This window comes from Chitinophaga sp. YR627, assembly GCF_900114995.1.
Lineage (GTDB): Bacteria > Bacteroidota > Bacteroidia > Chitinophagales > Chitinophagaceae > Chitinophaga.
This window is the reverse complement of sequence record NZ_FOUX01000002.1, coordinates 549,658-570,108: the sequence shown is the minus strand read 5'-3', so window position 1 is coordinate 570,108 and position 20,451 is coordinate 549,658. Positions and strand designations below refer to the sequence as shown.

Below are 20,451 nucleotides of genomic sequence, written 5' to 3'. Positions count from 1 at the left end.
CAGATGTTGGCTAACGGTATATACGATCTGGCACTGAACGAATATAGAGAATTTTTACTGCAAAACGATAACCCGCTTATCACAGAAATATACACTTGCAAAATCATTTTTATATCTTGCTCCGGCTTACTGAATTTTAACCATAACATGGAGCAGAAAAAGAATCAGTCCAGAAGGACCTTCCTCAGGAATGGTATAGGCGCCGTTGCCGCATTTACAATAGTGCCCCGTCATGTTTTAGGGCGTGGGTATCTGGCGCCCAGCGATCAGCTGACAAAGGGTGTGATCGGTACCGGTGGGATGGGAAAAGGACATTTCGGATATGCCGGTACCAGAGTAGTGGCTATCTGTGATGTGGATAAACTGCATCTGCAACAGGCGCAGGAGGTACTGGGTGAAGGGGTAAAAACCTTTGACGATTACCGCGAATTAATACAGTTACCTGAAGTAGATATCGTACACATCGCTACGCCGCCTCACTGGCATGGAATTATGTCTGTCGAAGCCGCACGTGCAGGAAAGGATATCTGGTGTGAAAAACCCATGACGCGTACCATAGGAGAGGGAAAGCGGGTGAAAGAAGCCGTACAGCAATACGGGCGGATGTTCCGCCTGAACACCTGGTTCCGGTTTGAGGATAATTTCTATGGAATGAATACGCCGGTAAAGCCGGTTAAGAAACTGGTTAACAGTGGTATGCTGGGCTGGCCGCTTACGGTGACATTGAACCGCCATACCGGTTTCGACTGGAAACAGCATTGGGTGGGAAAAACAAATCTTCCTGTAACACCGGTGCCAGCTGAATTAAATTACGACCGCTGGCTGGGACCTGCTCCATATAAGCCTTATCATCCCGACAGGGTACATCAGCGCTTCCGGGGATACTGGGACTATGATGGCGGCGGACTGGGAGATATGGGACAGCACTTCCTCGACCCGGTGCAGTATATACTCGGGAAAGATGATACCAGTCCGGTCTCTGTGGAAATAGATGCCCCCCAGCAACACCCGGACGCAGTAGGCACCTGGAGAAGGATCACCTATACCTACAAGGACGGATGTAAGATCATCCTTGATGGTGAAGGCACAGATGAAAAAGCTGCATTTATCGAAGGACCTTCCGGTAAGTTGTACCCTGGTTTCCGCTCTGATATTCCCGATCTGGCGAAGAAACTGGCAGCATATCCGGACCCACCGCCACAGGTGACTGATTTCCTTATTTCCGTAAAGGAGCGCCGGCAGTTTGCCCTGAATGAAGAGAATGGACATCGCTCCTGTACATTGGTAAACATAGCAAAGATCGCACTGCAGGTAGGTCGTTCGCTGGAGTTCGATCCTGAGCGACAGGTATTCCTGTATGACGATGCCGCTAACAGCCTGATTGACCCACCTGCCCGCACTGGTTGGGCTTAACAGACAACTACAATCCTATGAAAAAAAAGATATTATTCTTCATACTGATGCTGAGTTGTGTCACACTGTCTGCACAACAAAAGCAAAGCCCTTATGCAACGAGGATCAACCGGGTGCTGAAACGGATGCCTGCAGATAATCAGTTACAACTGGATAGTTGTATGCAGCAGATAGCAGCGCTTGGCATTAACGGACTGACTGAAATGGCCTGTATGCTGCGTCTTCCCGGGAAAGGAGACAATACAGCCCTGCAATACGCGTTGAATGGCTATGCCAGTTACGTGGCCGCCGCTACAAGAGATTCCCTGCGTACCAAAGCAGTAAAAGCATGGGGTAGAGCGCTTAAACTGACCACGGATGCAAGTGCTAAAATATTTCTGATAGAACAGTTACAGTTCTTTGGCGACAATGCCGCTATAGCATTATTAAAACCTTACCTGCAACAACCTCGTTACAGTGATCCTGCTATTCGTGTACTATCGCAGATAAAGACTTCTGCATCCCTGATTGCCATGGAACTGGCTTTGGATAAAGCAAAAGGGAATAGTGAAATAGCATTGATAAAAGCCCTGGGCGATCGTCGGTATATAGCCGCTGAAGGTGCAATCACATTACGTGCTTCTTCAGCTGATCCGGTACTGAAAAGAACAGCATTGTTTGCATTGGCAAATATTGCCAGCGAGGACAGCGAACCAGTACTATTTGCGGCAGCTGAAAAAGTAAATTTCTCCTATGATTCAACAGGCGCCACAGCGGCCTATCTGTTGTTCATCGATAATCTTGGCCATAACTGGCCAACAGCACCTGCACAGACCGCGGCTAATAAAGTGCTCCGGCAATGCAAGGGAGACAGTCTTTCACATGTACGTATCGCGGCATTGAAAACTATTGTGGATATTATGGGAGATAATGCGACCAATACCTTAACACTGGCCGCTGATAATAAAGATCCGCAATACGCAGCAGCAGCCCTTGCCATGGCAGGAAGATTCATGAATGGAGCCAATGCCGATGTCTGGCTGCAAAAAGGTGAACGCTCGCAACCTGCTACCAAAGCGGCTGTCATTACTATGCTGGCCGCCACTAAACAACGTGTTGCAATATCATTGTGTACAAAAGCGTTAAAGGACAGTGATGTGCGTGTAAGGATGGCTGCCATTGAAGCCAGCGCACAGATGCAAAGCCCGGAGATGCTAAGTCCTTTGCTGGTAGCGATGAAAACGGCTGATTCCACAGAGGTCAAAGCCATCGGTAATAGTCTGCTGAGTATCAGAAGCCGAGATGTGTCCGGTTATGTAGCAGTGGCGCTGCAACAAGCACCTCCCTTTGTACAGATCACTTTACTGCATGTACTGGCGTATAAGAAGGCTGCAGACAAAGAACGTTTTATCCGGTTGTTGCTGAATAGCGAAAATCCGGATGTCGTAACAGCAGCTAAAACTACACTGGAGGCCGTCAGGGAGTAAATCTCTTTTTATGGCACTTTATTTGTTAATGATATGATATCTGATAAACGTTTATCATATCAATCTATATTAAATCACTATCAATTCGGCTCTCATTATGAAATCACTGTTGCTTCTGCCTATGTTGCTGTTAGGTTGCGTATTCACCTTCAGCAGCTGCACCAAAGAAGAAATAACCCAGCAAGTTGTTATACCTAATAAAACTATTCAGTTTGAAGTAAAGCCTGACGCCTGGAAATATGACAACACCACAAAAACTTATTATGCACAGATTCCTGTTCAGGAAATAGACGATTACGCTAATCAGAACAGTGGTATCCTTGTATATATTTCAGATGATCAGCAGTTATGGGAAGCAATTCCTGACGTAATCAACGGCTCTACTTATATCTACACTTACGAAACCGGTAATCTGTACCTGGAAATACAGAATGTTGATGGTACGACGCGTAACCCGCCTACCAGATCTGTATTTACCAAAGTGGTGATCGTAGAGTCAGATCCTGCATAATATTTATTAATTGCCATATATGAAGGGTGGAAGGTGATCATGTCACTTTTCACCTTTTTTTATGTATGAGCGGTAACCTGCCGGTAAGTACTTTACTGGAGGAAACCTGCCCCTTTATTGCCGGTAGTAACTGTACCTTTGCAATAGTAATTACGTTATCTGACAACGTAGTATACAGTTGTAGGTTTAAACAGTGCTGGTTTAGTCTTATGCCGGCAGTTTTTTTAATACTTCCCTTCCCTGATAGTTAATTCACAAATAATGGTGAATTATTGATTTTTGTGCTTCCTGTCTGCCGTCTATCCATTATTCCCCCTCTGGTATTTTGATTTTGGCTTGTCAACGTATATTTTTGTTTTTATCAGTGAATGAGGCATTTCTGCCTGTAAACTTTTCATGCACATTATGGTTCGGAAATTACTGAATGCGACAGGTCTTTTACTAGCACCTTTTTTACCATTGGCTGCACAGAGCCAATATGAATTAAACAGTGGCTGGCAATGTAACAATATTGCGAAAGTGACTGTAAAGGGAGAGGCGCTTTCTGCCCCATCCTACAAACTTTCAGGCTGGATGCCGGCAACAGTGCCCGGAACAGTACTGACAACATTACTGAATAACAAACTGGTGCCGGATCCTTTCTACGGCATGAACAATGAGCGTATTCCGGACATTTACAACACCGGTAAAGATCATTACACTTATTGGTTCGTAAAGGATTTTGCAGAACAGAAACCTGGCGCCGATGGTCAGGTATGGTTGCACTTCAGGGGTGTGAACGACGGTTGTGATATCTACGTGAACGGTCATCGTCTGAACCCAAATACACATTTCGGTACCTATCTCAGACATTCCTATAACATCACCCAGTGGCTGGCAAAAGATGGTAAGAACCGTCTGGCAGTGGTAGTATATCCTCCTGCTGTCGTAGGTAATCCTAATGGTGGCCAGGGTGGCGACGGTACTATTGCAAAGAATGTAGGCCCTCAGTATACAGCTGGTTGGGACTGGATTCAGCCAATGCGTGACCGTAATACCGGTATCTGGGATAAGGTGACCATTGAAAAAACGGGCGCTGTACATATTAAGGATCCGCAGGTGATTACCAAAGTCGCAGGTGTAAGATTACCGGAAGGTCCACAGGCGCCGGCGACTGTAATGGTAAAAGCAACACTTGAGAATGCGACCGCTAAGAGCGTAGAAGGTACACTGCGTTATAAACTGGCAGGTAATACCATTTCACAGAAAGTAACACTGGCAGCGAATGCAACTACTTCGGTGCAATTGCCTGACCTGGAGCTGAAAGAGCCTAAGCTCTGGTGGCCAAGTGGTTATGGTCCGCAGCAGCTCTATAACCTGCAACTCGAATTCGCAGAAAATGCAGGTGTAGATGACGTTGAAGAGGTAAACTTCGGTGTAAGAGAGATCCAGACCTATTGGAATGCACACACCAGCAGCCGCGAGATTGCCGTAAACGGTCAGAAGATCTTTATCAAAGGTGGTAACTGGATCACTTCTGATGCGATGTTCCGTTTCAGCAAAGAGCGTTACGATGCAGAAGTACGTTTCCACAGAGATATGAACCTGAACCTGATCCGCATCTGGGGTGGTAGTCTGACGGAAAGACCTGAGTTCTACGAAGCCTGTGATAAATATGGTATGCTGGTGTTCCAGGATTTCTGGATGTCTGGCGACTGTAACGGCAGATGGGTAGACCCGATGAAAAAAGAAGACCAATGGACACGTCGTCGTTATCCTGATGACCACAACCTGTTCATAGAATCAGTGGCTGACCAGATCAAAATGCTGCGTAACCATGCTTCCCTGGCTTTCTGGTGTGGTGGTAATGAAATCACTCCTCCGGTAGATATCCTCGCCGCAATCAAGGATTCCCTGCTGCCTTCCCTGGATAATACCCGTTTCTTCTTCCATTATTCCAATACCGACAGCATGTCTTACAACAACCTGGGTGGTAATGGCGATGGTCCTTATAATATACAACCACTTTCTGTTTTCTGGAACGAAAGAACCTTCCCTTTCAACTCAGAAGTGGGTTCCGTAGGTGTGGGCGATTATGAGTCACTGGAAAGATTTATCCCAATGGCGAATATGAAAGTGCCTGAGAATAAAAAAGGTGGGGTGGATTCTGTATGGGACTATCATAAATATATCCCTTATTTCGACCAGGTTGACCCATATGGTAAGCCGAAAGATGTAAAAGACTTCGCGAACAAGGCACAGCTGGTAAACTATGACCAGTACCGTGGATTGATGGAAGGCTTCAGCGCCCATATGTGGGACTGGTATACAGGGGTGATCATCTGGAAAACACAGAACCCATGGACGGCCCTGCGTGGTCAGATGTATGATTATTACCTCGATCCGAATGCCTGTCTGTATGGTAACCGTACCGGTGCCGCACCGCTGCACGTGATGTGTAACCCGACCGATGGTAACATCTTCACTGTCAATAATACCTTCAGATATTATACAGATGTAATGCTGCAACTGACAGCGTACGATATGGAGGGTAAGAGCAAACAGCTTACCCAGGTATTCACGGAGATCAGTCCGAAGACGGTACAGAAGTACCTTTCTGTGAAGCATGGTCTGGATAGAATGGCTGCTAAAGAAGGTGTATTCCTGTCTTTACGCCTGCTGGACAAAGACCAGAAAGTGATAGACGATAACCTGTACTGGTTCCCTGACAGCACCGGCAATTATTCCGGTTTGCAGAAAATGAAGGCGGCCAAAGTACAGATCGTTGCACAAAAGGCTGCTAACGACAGTATTACGGTGAAGATCAGCAATCCTGCCAATGGTCCGGTAGCGTTCTTTAACCGCGTATCACTGGTGGATAGCAAAACAAAGAAGCGTATCCTGCCTGTATTCTATAATGACAACTATGTGTCCGTATTACCGGGAGAAGAGAAACTGGTGACTATCAGTGGAGAAGCGATCGGTAAAAATGGTAACGCTGTGGTAACCGTTTCAGGATGGAATCTGGCTGAACAAACGATCAGTATCAAATAGTTAAAAAAGTATCAGTTTTTGATAATTTCAAGGGTCGGGATCACCATTCCGGCCCTTGCTGTTTTTATCCCTGAATATGGCGATTTTTGGCTTTTCGGGTAAAAAAACACTCCTTCGCCTAGGAAAAGTGAAAAAAAATCACTAGTATTTTTAATGTGTATAAGTAATTGTAAATGATCGCCTTTTAAGGCCTTTTTCGGCTCTTATTGATATTAACTTACTGTATTATTAATATAAAAAAATATTAATAAATAAACTATTTACTATATTTATTACTCGGTTGTACACCTTTTGATGTATTGAGCCAACAAAGAGATTGTCGTTTATATCTGATTTTATCAGTTTTTCCCTATATGGAAAAATCAGGTACAGGCCGGTCAGTGTCGGGTAGACTGGTAGTGTTGCAACAATACGGATTGAGATAGCAGGAATGAAAGAGTCAGCGTATACCTATATCCAATATCCTGTAACCTTATGATATCATTTAAACGGAATCTTATTTCGAAATATTGTCTTAAAAGTATTAAGGGTTTTGATGAATATTCAGCAATGCGGCATAAGTATATATTATTAGCATTCGTTATTGGAATTTCAGGGTTATTAGTAGCCTGTGGTGGTGGTGGTGCAGGCGGTGGTAAAGAAACCGTATGTGACCTGGGACTGAAACCTAAAATATCCTCTAACGCACCTTTGGGCCAGAATGACACCCTCAGGTTATCAGTTTTTGGTATCGATGAACCTAAAACTTATACCTGGCAGGGCCCCGGCGGTTATGTATCTCATGAAAGAGCTCCTGTAATCCCTAATCCTCCAAAGGGAAGCCAGACTTATACATTAAGTGTGGTAACTAATGGCGGTTGTACTTACACAGCTACATCTGATAAGATCACAATAACCGGTCCATGGAATCCATGTGGCCTGGATAGTAACGTGTTGAAAATAGTGAAGGCGACTACCATGTCCTTCAACCTTGTTACCGGTATGGTAAGTGGTTCCAACTACCTGATCAGAGCAGAAAGTAAGAATCTGGCTATCTGTGATTTTCAGTTCCCAGGCAACCAGCCTCCTACGGAAGGTACTTACACTATTCAGGTAAATGATGGTGTGATCGCTCCGGGTAGAGTAAGGATCGTATCAACCGTTAGTTCGCTGCAACCATTCTATGGTGCATCAGGTACAGTATATGTTGCGATCAATGGTACTACCACAATGGTTAGTTTCTGTGGTGTGAACTTCACCTCCAGCAATGCGGGTGTGACCAGTACCACTGCAGGCGCCAACATTATGTGGATGCCCTGATAGCAGCCTCCATCCTCAACATTATTTTGTCAATAGAAAGATATTCAAGAGCATATCTCCGGGCGTTTCCGGGGATGTGCTCCTGGCTTTTACTGACAGCCTGTAATATACCGGTTGTCAAAGCCCGGGCATCATCGGCCGGTACCACAATCCCTATTTCATTTTCCGTTACCACTTTATGAAGACTCGTATGTTCATTCGCCGTAACAACCGCTACGCCGCCGACTGCAAGGATAGTGGTCAGTTTTGAAGGCATCACCAGGTCTCCCGCACTCGCTTTCTGTATAACCAGATGTACATCCGCCATATTCAGTAAGCGGTTAAAGTTGTCAAATGGTTCCGGATCCCTGAATTGGATATTATTCAATCCTTCTGTCCGTACCTGCTGATGCAATTTTTCCCTGTAGGGACCTGCGCCGCAGATCAGAAACTTGATATGTGTCTGGTCCCTTACCTGTTGCGCTACCTGCAGAATAGCTTCCAGCCCCTGTTTTTCTCCGATGGCGCCTGCATACAGTATAACTGTATCACTACCCGCAAAGCCATACGCCGTTTTGATCTGGTGTTTATCTTCCAGTGGATGGAATAGCCTTACATCCACCCAGTTTGGAAAACTGGTAATAGCATGCCTGCTTTTCTCCCTGATCTTCTGGATCATACCCTCGGAAATGCTGCTGATAATATCAGCCCTGCGCAGTATAAACCTTTCAATGCCGAAAAGCATTTTTATCAGAGAAGGGGATGATATCATCTGCAGATCCCGGGCTGCCTCGATCTGTAAGTCCTGTACGTGATAGATGAAAGTCGCTTTTTTAAGCCTGCTGTATAATACGCCTAACAACCCCAGATGAAAAGGTGGCGCCACTACCATTACGAAGTCGGCTTTTTTCCTGAATAACTCCATTAACAGTTGAAAAGAAGCACTGATCGCAAAGCTGAAGTCCATCAGCAGGCGTCTGCCACCGGATGGCTGTGCAGGGATATATTGCGGGCACCTGTGTACCTTCACATGACCATAGTATCCTGTTTCTTTTTTATACCAGTATCTGCTTTTAGTATAGGGCGGCTGTATTTTCCATTGCGGATAATGCGGAAAAGAAGTGATGACTGTACAATCGTAACCATTGTTCGCCAGCCATCCGATCATCTCTCCATTGTATTTTCCCACACCTGTCAGTTCAGGGGCAAAGTTGCCCCCTATCAGTAATAAACGTTTCGACATATCAGCTATTAGTACGCATTTTTATCTCCCTTGATCATGTTCATCATTGTCTGGAAGATGATCTGGCAGTCCAGCCAGAAACTATAATTTTCTATATACCAGATATCCAGGTCAACGCGTTTCTGCATTTGTCCTGAAAACCGGGTTTCTCCTCTGCAACCGTTCACCTGTGCCCAACCGGTAATACCCGGTTTTACCATCTGCCGCAGCATATAATGCTGGATGGTTTCTCGTGCTTCAATATGAAGGGGAGTAGCATGGGGGCGTGGTCCTACAAAAGACATATTCCCCATCAGTACATTGATACATTGTGGTAATTCATCAAGGTTGGTCTTACGCAGGAAGCGTCCTATGCTTGTGACGCGCTGATCATCCCTTGTGGCCTGCAGGAATTTACCATTGCTGTCCACTTCGGATGCCTGTACTTTCATTGAACGGAACTTATAACAGGTGATCTTTTTGTTGTTCAGTCCCCATCTTTCCTGTTTGAAGATGACCGGTCCTTTGGAGGATATTTTAATAAGTAACGCTATCAGTATAAACAACCAGCTGAATGAAATCATCATAGTGAGCGTAAAACAGATATCAAATGCACGCTTCAGCCGCTGATGCCCGGGATCGTCCAGGGCAAAGGAACGCAGGTTGACCAGTGGTATGTTCCCCAGCAGATTGACACTGGTTGTAGGCGTACAGTATTGCTGCATATCTGATATGAGTTGTACCCTTTTGGCAGCTCTTTCACTGGTGACGATGATCTGCTGCGTTTGTTCCCTGGAAGATTCCGGTAGCGCAACGATTACATCATCAATTTCATTCGACTCCAGGATATTGGTTAGCTCTGAGATCTTCCCCAGATAACGGCCGTTCACCAGCGAGTTGGTCTGATCATCCACAAAACCAACACAGTTATAACCGAAATGATTATTAGCTGTGATTGTTTGGTAAAAATTCATACCTGTTTGCCCCGTGCCGACGATCAGCACGTTTTTGGGATTGCGGTGAAGAGACCTCCAGCGTAATGTGAGTTTCTTAACAATATACTTGGTCGTAATAATACCCGTGAAGATGTACACTCCATACAGTAATGTGAAAGTACGGGGATAAGGGTATGATTTAAAAAAGTAAAAGAACAGAAAAGACAATATGCATACATGCAGCAATACGTTTTTCAGGATGGCTACAAATTCGAAGGAATAAGAGGACGTCTTCCGGTAGTCATCATACATCCGGAGAGAAGTTCCCGTGACCGTCCATATGAACAGACTTGTCATCAGCAGGAGGACATTAAAATTGGATAAGAATACATCTCCCTTATCTGCGATGTATTGCCTGGTCAACAGAAAAGCGGCAGTCAGTACCATGTAGTCGACCGTCTGCCTTAGAAACTGGGTAGCATGAATACGTCGTTTCATATGGATGTACTTTTATACTGGTGCATGATAGAATTGGGGTGCGAATATGAAATAACGTGCTCTTAAGGTTAAACTCCGGAAGATTATTTCCTTCTTTTGTAGAGAAGGTCCATTTGGAGTATCTGCAGATCATCTGTTTGTAAAAAGCCTACCGGTGCGATAAATTCGAAGCCAAGCTCCTTTACATAATTGTGCATTTCATCGAACAATGGCTCTCCGTCATACATCTGTACGAAAGATGTTTCAAACAGGAGATAGTCTATTTGCCCAAGACAATGAACGGCGCCTTTCAATACTTCCTTTTCAAAACCCTGTACGTCCAGTTTCAGCAATACCGGCGCTTTTACAGGTAATGTAGGCAGCAGATCATCCATACACTTTACAGGTACTCTGATCTGATCTGCTTCTGCCGTCTGGGGTAACAGCTGCTGCTGAAGGGTAGATACATGTAAGGCGGAGCTGGCATGTGAATAATGATTCGCATAAAACTCCAGCACACCGTTTGTACTGCCCAATGCAAAGTTGTAGGTATGGATCCGTGGAATATGCCGCGTATTCTGTTGTAAGGTAGAATACACTTCCGGTATGGGTTCGAAGGAGTGGATCCCTGCGCCCGGATAAAAATGTTTGGCAGAAAGTGCAAACTGGCCCCTGTTGGCGCCTACATCCAGGATCGTGTTTACTTCCGGAATGTAATGCTTACAGTTGTGTAACAGTTGCGTGGAGGCGATAGATACGCCCTTCTTCAGTAGTGAAGTTAATCCTCTGCCGGATTGTAAAAAGACTTTGGCAGCGTCTGCCAGTTTGAAGATAAGGTTCATGATGCAAATTTGTTGTTCCAGCAATCTTTATAAAAACGTATTGTTTCCCTGACACTCTTTTCCCAGGTGAACAGGCTTGCCTGTGCGATCCCGGCTTGTATGACCTCCTGCCGGAAGCTGTTGTCTTCCAGTTGCAGGATCTTTTCCGCAAATGATCTCGCTGTTATTTCTGTCGCCAGTAGTCCGGCATTGCCTACCACTTCGGGCATAGAAGTACAGTTGGTCGTTACCACGGGGCAACCGGCCTTCATCGCTTCTCCCGGAGGGAAACCAAAGCCTTCGTAGCAGGAAGGATAAAGCAGACAACTGGCGTGGTTGTAAAGCGTATTCAGATCGGCAGGACGTACATTCTCCGCAATGAAGTAACGTCCAGGTAGTTTTTCTTCTATCAGCTGCTTCTCCTGTTTATGCCAGGAACCTCCACCCGCTACTACCAGCATATAGGTGGATGGAAGCAGGGCAACGGTGTCCAGCGCTATTGTGAAGTTTTTGTAATTGTCCCTTCCGCCTACATACAGGATGTAAGGTTTATTGATGTCTGCAGGAAGGGGAGCAGCATGGGCAGCTGTTTTATTTAACGGGAAAAAAGTATCGGCAATGCCGTGGTACACTACCCTTAATTTTGAGGGATCGGTATCGGGGAAGAAATGCAGTAATTCTTTTCTGGTACTATCTGAAATACAGATAATGCCATCCGCCCGTTTGATGCCGTAGGCCTTCTGCTGTGTATTGGCAAGCCCTCTCGGAAAACGGGTGGCTATTCTGCGCTCATGCGCGAAATCATGTACAGTCATGATGTTCAGTACATTTTTCTGGGGGGATACGCGCAGGTAGCCGGCGTGGAATATGGCGCTATGGGGCAACGTATATTGCAGGGGCAGATAACGCAGATATTTTGGGGGAATCCAGCTTTCCCGGATACAGGGATGCTGCTGATAGTTGAGCTGCCGTTCAAAGATGTTACCGGGATTAAGCCCTGCATTCAGAAAACTGACAGGCAAACCTGCATTGCACATTCCCTGCAACAGTTCATACCAGTAAACTGATACGCCACCTGCTTTTTGTATGGTAAATACGATATTGTCCAGGAAAATCTGCATAAGCCTAGTAAGAATGTTTCAGTTGATATATACCCGGTTCCGGTGATTCGTTTTCATCGTGTGCACATAAGAGTGCCGTGACAATAAGAAAGAGATCGATCTGACTGAAGAAGAAACAAACCCATATAAAAGCAAAGTAGCTGCTCTGAAATACGGGGATCTCCTTCCTTGTATGTGTAAGTATGAAAAAGAAAATGATCAGCGAAAAGAAGCCGAATTCAGCGAGTATGTAAAACCATCGCATGTTGAGATTGTGTCCCCCTACGCCATTGAGCCTGTTCTCATAGTTCATCTGTCCAAAGAAATACCGGGCAGGAATAAATGTACTATTACCCGCTCCGTAACCGGATAACAGCAGATAAGGCTGATCCTTTAAAAAATCCACCACCGGCAGTTCCATGTCACGTTGTAAGGGCATACCTAACACAACATTGTCTTTCTGCCAGATCTCATTATCATACCTGTATACAGATCTTTTAAACACCAGCTGATACATCGCGCTGTTCTGATTCTTTGCATACAGTTTGATGAAATAGTCTTTCGATTCATTAATGATGAGAAACAGGCTGATGATAATACCCAGTGTGCCGGCTATCTTTATGCGGGTTGATGGAAGGCGTCCCACTATCAGGAAGGTGATACCTGCCGCCAGCATGTTGATCCAGAACGTTTGCGATACGGTGAGTAAACCCATCAGTATGCTCAATGCAGCCAATCTGTATTCTTTGTCATGCAAAAAAAGAGGAATGGACACTGAGAGGAATGCGCTGAATACTTTTGGTTCCCCAAATAAAGCCTGTACACGCATACCAAAAGCGGAGCCGGAAGATTCTACCATGTACCGGTGTTGTAAACCGATGAGTTCTCCCAATGTCTCATTACGCAAAATCAGCTGACAGAAGATCTGTAATGCGGCAATGACAAAAGAGAACTTCGCGATCTTTTTCATGACCTCCGCATAATAACTGAAAGACAGTTGCTCCTTATCCTGTAATAGCTTGGCGCCTATGGCAAACAGGGGTAAGTATGTTTTGATATAAAAATAGATCGGTCGCAGATAGAAGTCATTCTGTTTGCCCGGGGGATAATAGAACGGATCTTTATACAGCTGGACAGTCAGAAAGATCACCAGACTGGATAATGCCGGCAGGACAAGTAATAACAGGTATCGCCGGTTAATAAAGATCTGTCCTTTGATAAGATAATGTAGCTGCTCAACGGTGAATGCGACGCTGACAAAGAATGTCGCCGTAAAGGTAGGACCGATCCTCAGCATCGTATACGCTTCTGTAGAGAAAGCATACAGTAACGCTTCCAGTGCAGTGATACGCCCCTTATAATGCAGATGCAGCAAGGCGCCGGCAATGACCAGTGGCATGGTCTCCTTGAAAACCTCCACATATATATTACTGCTGACAAGTAAATTATAGATACTATCCATCGCCTTCCGTTTTATGATATGCGTTTGTACAGACTGTACAACAGCGTATTATTTTTTACCATCTTTTTGACCACATGAAAGAAGTAACTGGATCTGAATACCGTATCTATTGTATAATTATCCGCTTCGTCGTCGAGCTTAGTGGATGAGGGATGTTGAATGTCCGGAATAGTGCCATATACCATCTTCTTAAACCAGGCAGGTTCATTTCTGGTATGCGTGGCATCCTTACCATAACCGATGTTTCTGACCAGATTAGTATTGGGAGTGATCGCTATTCCCTTATTAAAAAGTACGGAGAGGAACCACTGGGTATCCCAGGTAGTCACCTTTTCCTCAAAGAAGGTGTCCAGATCTCTTACGAATTGAGGCGGCAAGTCTTTGGTGGAATAATGACGATATCGTTTCAGTGAGAAGTCATAATACCGCCACGCTCTTCTCCAGGTAGCCCATCCCCATATATGTGCATAACGGGAGAAATAATAGGAGCCATCACCTCTGCTGAGGCCGGCCTGGTAATTACTACCGCCTATATGCATGATACGGTCGTTATCCCGGTAGCGTTCCAGCAATTGTGTACAGAGTGTGTAGAAAGTAGGGTCCGGCAGACAATCATCCTCCAGTATAATGCCTTCCTCCACTTCAGAAAAGAACCAGTCAATGGCGCTGCTCACTGCCCTGGCGCAACCAAGGTTGTGGTCTCTGAACAGGGTTTTTACCTCACATGGCCAGTCTATATAATTGAGTACGGTATCTCTGGTCTCTTTGCACAGACTATCCTCTCCGGCTTTATACGGGCGGGGGCCATCTGCTGCTACGAACAATTGAGCGGGTCTTTGCATACGGATAGTTTCCAGTATACGCATGGTCTGACCAGGACGGTTAAAAATGAGTAATAAAACAGGTGTATTCAATGTGCTTTATTTTATAGCCTCTAATGCAACTGCGCTCTCGAATCTCGATGCCTCTTCTACAAGTCTGAACATATCATCCGGACAGTCATTGAACTGGCAGGTCCTGACCTGTTTGAATCCTGCCTGTTGTAATATGTTGGTGAGTGAAGGGGTATCCCACATATAGAGATGTTCCCTGTTGCCCAATGTGGTTTGAATGAGTCCTTTGAAGCCACGTAGTCTTTGCTTTTTACCCAGCATGGTCTTCTCCAGGAATTTGGTATTCGCCTCTCTGTCATGATTCGAAAGGTCCTGTACATATTCGCGTGCTGCACTTTCCAGGTCAGGTACCACACAACGGAAGTAACCGCCCGGACGCATCATTTTATACGTGTTCTGTACTGCCAGTACGCAGTCATCATATGCCAGATGTTCCAGCACATGAGAGCAGTATACGCCGTCACAGGAGTTTGGATCTATGCCTGGTAATTCTCTCAGAATATCCCCCAGTAAAACATCTTCAGGAAAGGTTACATGCATCCTGTTCTTTAGCAACCCACCGATCAGGGGCAACTGTTGTATACGCAGTGTCGGTGATGCATCAAAATTTTTCCAGCCTTTAGGTGCTGAAAAAGGGCCACAACCATATTGGACATATAACTTACTCATGACTCATGTTTTTAAAGAAATAGGTATAATACGTTTTCGCGAAAATGGCATATCCCTCCTGTTGCATGAATTGCCCCAGTTCGCAGTTATCCATATCGGAAAGCAGGAACGGATTGGATTCTACCAGTATGTAGGTGGGCCGGTATTTCTTCCAGTTATTCGACCGGAGCACATCCATATCCAGGCCTTCCGCGTCAATTGTGAGAAAATCAATAGATCTCCCTGCCGGCAGATAATGATCGAGTATATCTGCCAGTGGCCAGGTGTCGATCTTCTTTTCTTTGATCACCTGGTATTTGGGGTCCTGTGTATATTCTTCCACCTTATCCGGTGAGAAGGTATTTAGTGCCGGTTCGTTGAATATGTGGTAGGTCAGCTGCTGCCTGGTGGCTGATACGCCCATCTCCAGGTTGACATCCTGCGGCCGGTATTTATCGAACAGCGCCTTTGAGCCAGGCATGGGGTCGATGTTGATACCTGTCCATTTCATTTTATAAAACAGGTAAGTGTTGGACACCCGGAAAGGATGATGTGCACCGACATCAACATATATACCATTAGTTTTATTGTCAAAGATCCTTTTCAGAATGAGATCTTCTCCTTCGGAGCTATAAGCCGGCGCCAGATACCGGATCTGTGGGGCAACTTTTGAGGCCAGGGTTGCTAATATTTTTTTTACACTCGTCATTTCGTCAAATACTTTTCACGGATTACTGATAAAAAATTGTCTGCAAATATTTTGAAGGCGTCGAACATATACCTGACATCCGCCACTGCTTCTGCCGGGTATAACATTTTTTGCATCAGCAGGACAAGCCTGCCTGTTTTGTCGAGCACCACCAGTGAAGTACACACCGCCATATAAGATACCACAGTGGCGATAGCGGCTCCGATTCCGCCAAGGGATGGTATCAGCAGTATGTTGATGAGAATATTTACAACAAGGCCTGCGACGCTGGCGTATAGATTGGTTTTGTAGGAACCTTCTATCAGCTGATACTGCATCAGCGCAGTACAGAGAAAGACGGGAATATTTGCCCAGATGTGAATAGACAGAATAATACCTGATTTAGGATACTGTATACCGTACAATACCTGTATCACAGGCGCCGCAAAAAAGCTCATGGCTAACGCGATCATTGTACTGGTCCAGAATGACAATCTTAACCATCTTTCCATCGCCTGTATATATGCATCCAGGCTCGCCTTCTTTTTGGTGATCAGTCCGGGCAGAAGGGCAGTAGCAATCACCGTAGGCAGTGCATACCATAATTCAGAGATCCTGGCCGCCGCTGCATATTCTCCGACCTGTACCGCTGTGCTGAATGTATCCAGTAACAACTGATCTGATTTCAGATAGAGCACGATCAATACACCTGTAAACATCAGGGGCCAGCTGTGTAACAGCAGATACCGTATCTCCGTCAGGCTGACAGCTGTGATCAGGTGTCTGTTAGACTTACGCAGATAGTTGAACAGTATAATCAGATACGTCAGTAACAGCTCTGCAAATGACAGCCACAGGAAAACTAATAGGTCGCTATCCAGATAGATGAATACAATTTTGATAATACAGAAAAGTGTAAACAGGACCACCTTGGGTATGATCACCCGCTGTACCTCATTCTTCGCCTGATAGAAATAGTCAAATACATCGAAGCTTTGCAGAATGATGGTCAGACCGGTTATCAGTGTACAATAAAGGTATACAGGCGAATCGTGCTTCGTAAAGTATACCACTGCCGTACAGACCAGAAATGCCAGCAGACCGGCGCCAAAGCGGATCACCAGCGTAGAGGCAATAATGCCGTTTTCCCTTTCGGGATGAGAAACAACTTCCTTGACAACTACCTTATCCAACCCCAGTATCGCCAGACTACCTACAATGGCCGTAAGGGCCAGCGCATAGTTCCAGATGCCGAATGCCTCCGGACCAATATGCCGCGCGATCATCGCCATCGTTATAAGACCGATGAAGAGCCTGGCCAGTTTATCTGCCAGCAGCCAACCGCTATTTGTAAATATTTTATGCAATGCGTTGTTTCATTTTTTTAGCTAATGAGGACCATACCTTCTCTTTTTGTGCGTTCTCCGAATAAGAATAATGATCGTAATAGTAATAAGGATAGAAAGAGTCCTGTTCTATACCATTGAAAATGACACCTGACTTGCGGAAGAAACTATCTTTGACAGTTTCCGCAACCGCCGCCATCTTTGATTTCAATGTGAAATTGTAGCGTACCATGAAGAGTGTACAGTCCACATAAGGTGCAAGACTCTTCGCATCAGATACAATACCGATCGGTGCTGTATCTATCAGTATGTAGTCGTAGCGTTGTTTCAGTGTTTCCAGCAGGTTCCGCATTCTCGCGCTTTCTATCAGTTCCACCGGATTGGGGGGAATAGGACCCGAAGAGATTATATGCAGATTTTCTGTGCCTGGCACCTTTTTAATGATCTCTTCCAGTGTTTTACTCTCTACCAGATAGCTGGTAATACCCACCTGGTTGTCTAATCCCAGGGAACGGGATAATTTCGGCTTACGCAGATCAAGTTCCAGCAGGATCGCTTTTTTATTGTTAACCGTCAGCGCATTACCAAGGTGTGCGGTCATAAAGGTTTTTCCTTCACCGGAAATACTGGAAGTGATCATGATGGTCGCCGGACTATGATGCTCATTCAGCAGGAAACGGAGGTTCGTACGCAGGTTGAAGATCTGTTCCAGCAATACTGACCTGTTATGAAGAGAAAGGTCTTTTTGTCCTGTTTCATCCTGATAGATCTCTGCCATTACTGGTCTGCCGAAGGCTTGTTCAATCTCTGATTTATCCAGTACCCTGTTATTGAGGAAGTATTTAATGTAGATATACACCGTGCAGAGCACCAATGCCGCTGCCAGGAAGCCAACAAATACCAGTGTTTTCTTGGGGGATTCCGGTTTGGCAGGAATGAAAGCGGGCGCGAGTACCTTATTGTCTGTCACATTACTGGCGTAAGAGATCGCTGCTTCCTCTTTCTTTTTCAGCAGGTGCAGATAAAGGTTTTCCTTTACGCTCTGTTGTCTTTTGATATTGATATACTCTCTTTCATATGCAGGTATATTGGCGATCTTAGCCTGTATCTGGTTCACTTTTGTCTGCATCTGATTTTGCGCTACTCCTGCATTACGTTTATATCCGGAGATATAATTCTTGATCGTATTTCTCGCATCTAGGATCTGCGCATCCATATTCTGTAGGATCATACTACCTGGTTGCAGCGACATTGAGAGGCGTTTCTTTTCTTTCAGTAGCTCTTCATACCGGTTGATCATACCTGTCAGTGCCTGATCGACATTACCGAGTACAGGTGCAAAGGGGTAATCCGTACCGGGATCATTGATATAAGACTCCACCTGATCAAATACGGACAACTGCATATTCGCATCGTTCAGTTTCAGATCGGCTTCCTTCACCTGTTCCAGCGCCAGTTTAGAACTTCCTTCTATATCTGTAATGCCGCGCTGTACTTTAAAACGTTCCTCCTGTTTCTCCAGGAATCCCAGTTCATCTCTCAATGAATCGATACGTACGGTGAGGAAACGGATGGTCTTTAAGGCAACCCTGTTCTTATCATCCAGTGTATATTCATTGTAGGCATCCAGCAAAGCATTCAGGAAGTTGGCCGTACGTGCGGCAACACGATCTTCATAGGTGACCATCACTACGGTAGCATCCCTGTTCACCAGGGCAGTACCGATATCATCTATTTTATCATAGGCCAGTTGTTCTACTGAATCCACCTGAATGCGGAAGGTATGATTAGCCGGATCTATAGATGGATTGTAAGTAATACTGAAGCGGTCTTTACCAATAAAGAAAGGATCGCCGGAGTGTACATGAAAGACAACGTCTTCATCTTTCGGATTATCGACCCATTTGACATTCAGTAGATTTTTATCAGGTGTGATGTCCAGTTTGTAATTGCCTACACGTGCACTATCGCTGAGAAAGTTCAGCTGTAAAGGATTCCGGTCGTAGATCTCTTCGTTACGGAAAGTACTCTTCTGGAAGTAACGCACATTAAAACGGTTCTCCCTTATCACCTTTTCAACAAGAATGGGCGACTTTAGTACCTCCATTTCATTTTCGATATTCTTGCCATTGTTGAAGATGGACAGCGATTTGAGCATATCTGATTCTTCCCCGTTCTTCTTTTCATCCTTCAGGTACAATTTGGCGCTGGACATATACCTCGGACGGGCGTATTTCAGATATGTCATCGCGCCGGCAGTAGCAATGAGGAGCACGATCAGATAAAGCGGCCAGTGAAAGAGTAGTTTTTTGAACAGGTCTCCCAGATCGATCAGCGCATTTTTATTATTGAGATCTTTATTTCGGTTCATTTGGTGTATCATTTAACAGAGACGATAACGATGGTGGTGATTAAGGAAAGAATGCCGATGGCTGCCGGTAAGAGTTGCACCAGCTTCGATGTGCCAAACAGTTTGTTAGAGCCGGGCTTCACATAGATGACATCGTTGTTGTTGAGATAATAATATGGCGAGGCCAGTGTCTTGCCATCATTGAGGTTAAGGGAGACATATGTTTTCTCTCCGTTCACCTCGCGTATGATCATAATATCGTTGCGGACAGCAGTGGGGTTCATGTCACCGGCCATACTGAGTGCATCCAGTAAGGAGGCTCTTTCACCGGGTACCCGGTAAGAGCCGGGATGGGCGACATCACCCAATACCGAGACCCTGAAATTGGCTACACGCGTCGATACATACGGATTCCTGATCGTCTTGTTGAGTTCCTGTGCAATGATGTCATTGATCTCTGAAGTCGTTTTTTCTTTTACGTACACTTTTCCGATCAGCGGCAGACTGACAAACCCGGCGCTATCTACGATGTAGCCGGGGTCCATGCCCTGCTGACTCATAGGAGAGGAGTTGACTGCCGTTGGATTCAGAATAAGTGAAATGTCTTTGTCGATCGTGGTAATGGTAATTTGTAAGATATCCCCTGGCTGTACTTTGAAGGATTGTAACCTGTTGGCGGTTTCAATTCCGTTGATTTTCTCCAGATCATTGAAATAGGTGATTTTTTTGGTGTTGACACAGCCTGTAAGAAGGGCGGCGGCAATAAATAACAGTAAATGGATTTTAGCTATCATATTCGATTTTGATT

At 45.2% G+C, this 20,451-nt stretch carries 16 protein-coding genes; 5 read left to right on the top strand and 11 right to left on the bottom strand.

Annotated features, from left to right (window positions below):
• The first annotated feature begins 147 nt into the window (after window positions 1–147).
• From BMZ72_RS11030 to BMZ72_RS11010, 5 genes are all read left to right on the top strand, one after another.
• Window positions 148–1,413: a Gfo/Idh/MocA family oxidoreductase gene (locus BMZ72_RS11030; RefSeq protein ID WP_089809786.1), complete on the top strand. Its 1,266-nt coding sequence runs from the start codon at window positions 148–150 to the stop codon at window positions 1,411–1,413.
• Window positions 1,414–1,430: 17 nt separating this feature from the next.
• A complete protein-coding gene (locus BMZ72_RS11025; RefSeq protein WP_089808185.1) occupies window positions 1,431–2,879 on the top strand; it encodes a HEAT repeat domain-containing protein in 1,449 nt (482 codons plus the stop codon).
• A gap of 97 nt (window positions 2,880–2,976) precedes the next feature.
• On the top strand, window positions 2,977–3,390 hold the full coding sequence (locus BMZ72_RS11020) for a hypothetical protein (RefSeq protein WP_089808183.1): 414 nt from the start codon (window positions 2,977–2,979) through the stop codon (window positions 3,388–3,390).
• 405 nt (window positions 3,391–3,795) lie between these two features.
• Window positions 3,796–6,423: a glycoside hydrolase family 2 protein gene (locus BMZ72_RS11015; protein ID WP_255373178.1), complete on the top strand. Its 2,628-nt coding sequence runs from the start codon at window positions 3,796–3,798 to the stop codon at window positions 6,421–6,423.
• 549 nt (window positions 6,424–6,972) lie between these two features.
• Complete coding sequence (locus tag BMZ72_RS11010; RefSeq protein WP_089808179.1) at window positions 6,973–7,722, top strand: hypothetical protein; 750 nt, start codon at window positions 6,973–6,975, stop codon at window positions 7,720–7,722.
• On the opposite strand, the gene BMZ72_RS11005 is transcribed toward BMZ72_RS11010, so the two are convergent.
• From BMZ72_RS11005 to BMZ72_RS10955, 11 genes are all read right to left on the bottom strand, one after another.
• Entirely contained in the window at window positions 7,706–8,944 is a 1,239-nt protein-coding gene (locus BMZ72_RS11005; protein ID WP_089808177.1) for a WcaI family glycosyltransferase, read from the bottom strand. The genes BMZ72_RS11010 and BMZ72_RS11005 overlap by 17 nt on opposite strands.
• 8 nt (window positions 8,945–8,952) lie before the next feature.
• Window positions 8,953–10,356 carry an undecaprenyl-phosphate glucose phosphotransferase gene (locus tag BMZ72_RS11000; RefSeq protein WP_089808175.1) on the bottom strand — a complete coding sequence of 468 codons (1,404 nt, stop codon included), beginning with the start codon at window positions 10,354–10,356 and terminating at the stop codon, window positions 8,953–8,955.
• An 83-nt stretch (window positions 10,357–10,439) separates the two neighbouring features.
• Window positions 10,440–11,177, bottom strand: coding sequence for an FkbM family methyltransferase (locus BMZ72_RS10995; RefSeq protein WP_089808173.1), 738 nt, complete (start codon window positions 11,175–11,177; stop codon window positions 10,440–10,442).
• A complete protein-coding gene (locus BMZ72_RS10990; RefSeq protein ID WP_089808171.1) occupies window positions 11,174–12,277 on the bottom strand; it encodes a glycosyltransferase family 4 protein in 1,104 nt (367 codons plus the stop codon). The genes BMZ72_RS10995 and BMZ72_RS10990 overlap by 4 nt, the downstream gene beginning before the upstream one ends.
• Before the next feature lie 4 nt (window positions 12,278–12,281).
• Window positions 12,282–13,718, bottom strand: a complete 1,437-nt coding sequence (locus tag BMZ72_RS10985) for a hypothetical protein (RefSeq protein WP_089808169.1) — start codon at window positions 13,716–13,718, stop codon at window positions 12,282–12,284.
• An 11-nt stretch (window positions 13,719–13,729) separates the two neighbouring features.
• Window positions 13,730–14,632 carry a hypothetical protein gene (locus tag BMZ72_RS10980; protein WP_089808167.1) on the bottom strand — a complete coding sequence of 301 codons (903 nt, stop codon included), beginning with the start codon at window positions 14,630–14,632 and terminating at the stop codon, window positions 13,730–13,732.
• Between the two features lie 6 nt (window positions 14,633–14,638).
• Window positions 14,639–15,280, bottom strand: a complete 642-nt coding sequence (locus tag BMZ72_RS10975) for a class I SAM-dependent methyltransferase (protein WP_089808164.1) — start codon at window positions 15,278–15,280, stop codon at window positions 14,639–14,641.
• Window positions 15,273–15,968 (bottom strand): FkbM family methyltransferase, encoded by a 696-nt coding sequence (locus BMZ72_RS10970; RefSeq protein WP_089808162.1) that lies wholly within the window; start codon window positions 15,966–15,968, stop codon window positions 15,273–15,275. Before BMZ72_RS10970 ends, BMZ72_RS10975 begins: the two co-directional genes overlap by 8 nt.
• Window positions 15,965–17,314 carry a flippase gene (locus tag BMZ72_RS10965; protein ID WP_089808161.1) on the bottom strand — a complete coding sequence of 450 codons (1,350 nt, stop codon included), beginning with the start codon at window positions 17,312–17,314 and terminating at the stop codon, window positions 15,965–15,967. The genes BMZ72_RS10970 and BMZ72_RS10965 overlap by 4 nt, the downstream gene beginning before the upstream one ends.
• Window positions 17,307–19,664 (bottom strand): GumC family protein, encoded by a 2,358-nt coding sequence (locus BMZ72_RS10960; RefSeq protein ID WP_177222754.1) that lies wholly within the window; start codon window positions 19,662–19,664, stop codon window positions 17,307–17,309. Before BMZ72_RS10960 ends, BMZ72_RS10965 begins: the two co-directional genes overlap by 8 nt.
• A gap of 8 nt (window positions 19,665–19,672) precedes the next feature.
• A complete protein-coding gene (locus tag BMZ72_RS10955; protein ID WP_089808157.1) occupies window positions 19,673–20,437 on the bottom strand; it encodes a polysaccharide biosynthesis/export family protein in 765 nt (254 codons plus the stop codon).
• Window positions 20,438–20,451 lie beyond the last annotated feature (14 nt).

Bases quoted from the DNA above. Each gene is read 5' to 3' on its own strand.
- BMZ72_RS10995 (WP_089808173.1), bottom strand. From the start codon at position 11,177: ATGAACCTTATCTTCAAACTGGCAGACGCTGCCAAAGTCTTTTTACAA.
- BMZ72_RS10990 (WP_089808171.1), bottom strand. From the start codon at position 12,277: ATGCAGATTTTCCTGGACAATATCGTATTTACCATACAAAAAGCAGGT.
- BMZ72_RS10955 (WP_089808157.1), bottom strand. From the start codon at position 20,437: ATGATAGCTAAAATCCATTTACTGTTATTTATTGCCGCCGCCCTTCTT.
- BMZ72_RS10985 (WP_089808169.1), bottom strand. From the start codon at position 13,718: ATGGATAGTATCTATAATTTACTTGTCAGCAGTAATATATATGTGGAG.
- BMZ72_RS11000 (WP_089808175.1), bottom strand. From the start codon at position 10,356: ATGAAACGACGTATTCATGCTACCCAGTTTCTAAGGCAGACGGTCGAC.
- BMZ72_RS11020 (WP_089808183.1), top strand. From the start codon at position 2,977: ATGAAATCACTGTTGCTTCTGCCTATGTTGCTGTTAGGTTGCGTATTC.
- BMZ72_RS11010 (WP_089808179.1), top strand. From the start codon at position 6,973: ATGCGGCATAAGTATATATTATTAGCATTCGTTATTGGAATTTCAGGG.
- BMZ72_RS11005 (WP_089808177.1), bottom strand. From the start codon at position 8,944: ATGTCGAAACGTTTATTACTGATAGGGGGCAACTTTGCCCCTGAACTG.
- BMZ72_RS10970 (WP_089808162.1), bottom strand. From the start codon at position 15,968: ATGACGAGTGTAAAAAAAATATTAGCAACCCTGGCCTCAAAAGTTGCC.
- BMZ72_RS10960 (WP_177222754.1), bottom strand. From the start codon at position 19,664: ATGAACCGAAATAAAGATCTCAATAATAAAAATGCGCTGATCGATCTG.
- BMZ72_RS11025 (WP_089808185.1), top strand. From the start codon at position 1,431: ATGAAAAAAAAGATATTATTCTTCATACTGATGCTGAGTTGTGTCACA.
- BMZ72_RS10975 (WP_089808164.1), bottom strand. From the start codon at position 15,280: ATGAGTAAGTTATATGTCCAATATGGTTGTGGCCCTTTTTCAGCACCT.
- BMZ72_RS11030 (WP_089809786.1), top strand. From the start codon at position 148: ATGGAGCAGAAAAAGAATCAGTCCAGAAGGACCTTCCTCAGGAATGGT.
- BMZ72_RS11015 (WP_255373178.1), top strand. From the start codon at position 3,796: ATGGTTCGGAAATTACTGAATGCGACAGGTCTTTTACTAGCACCTTTT.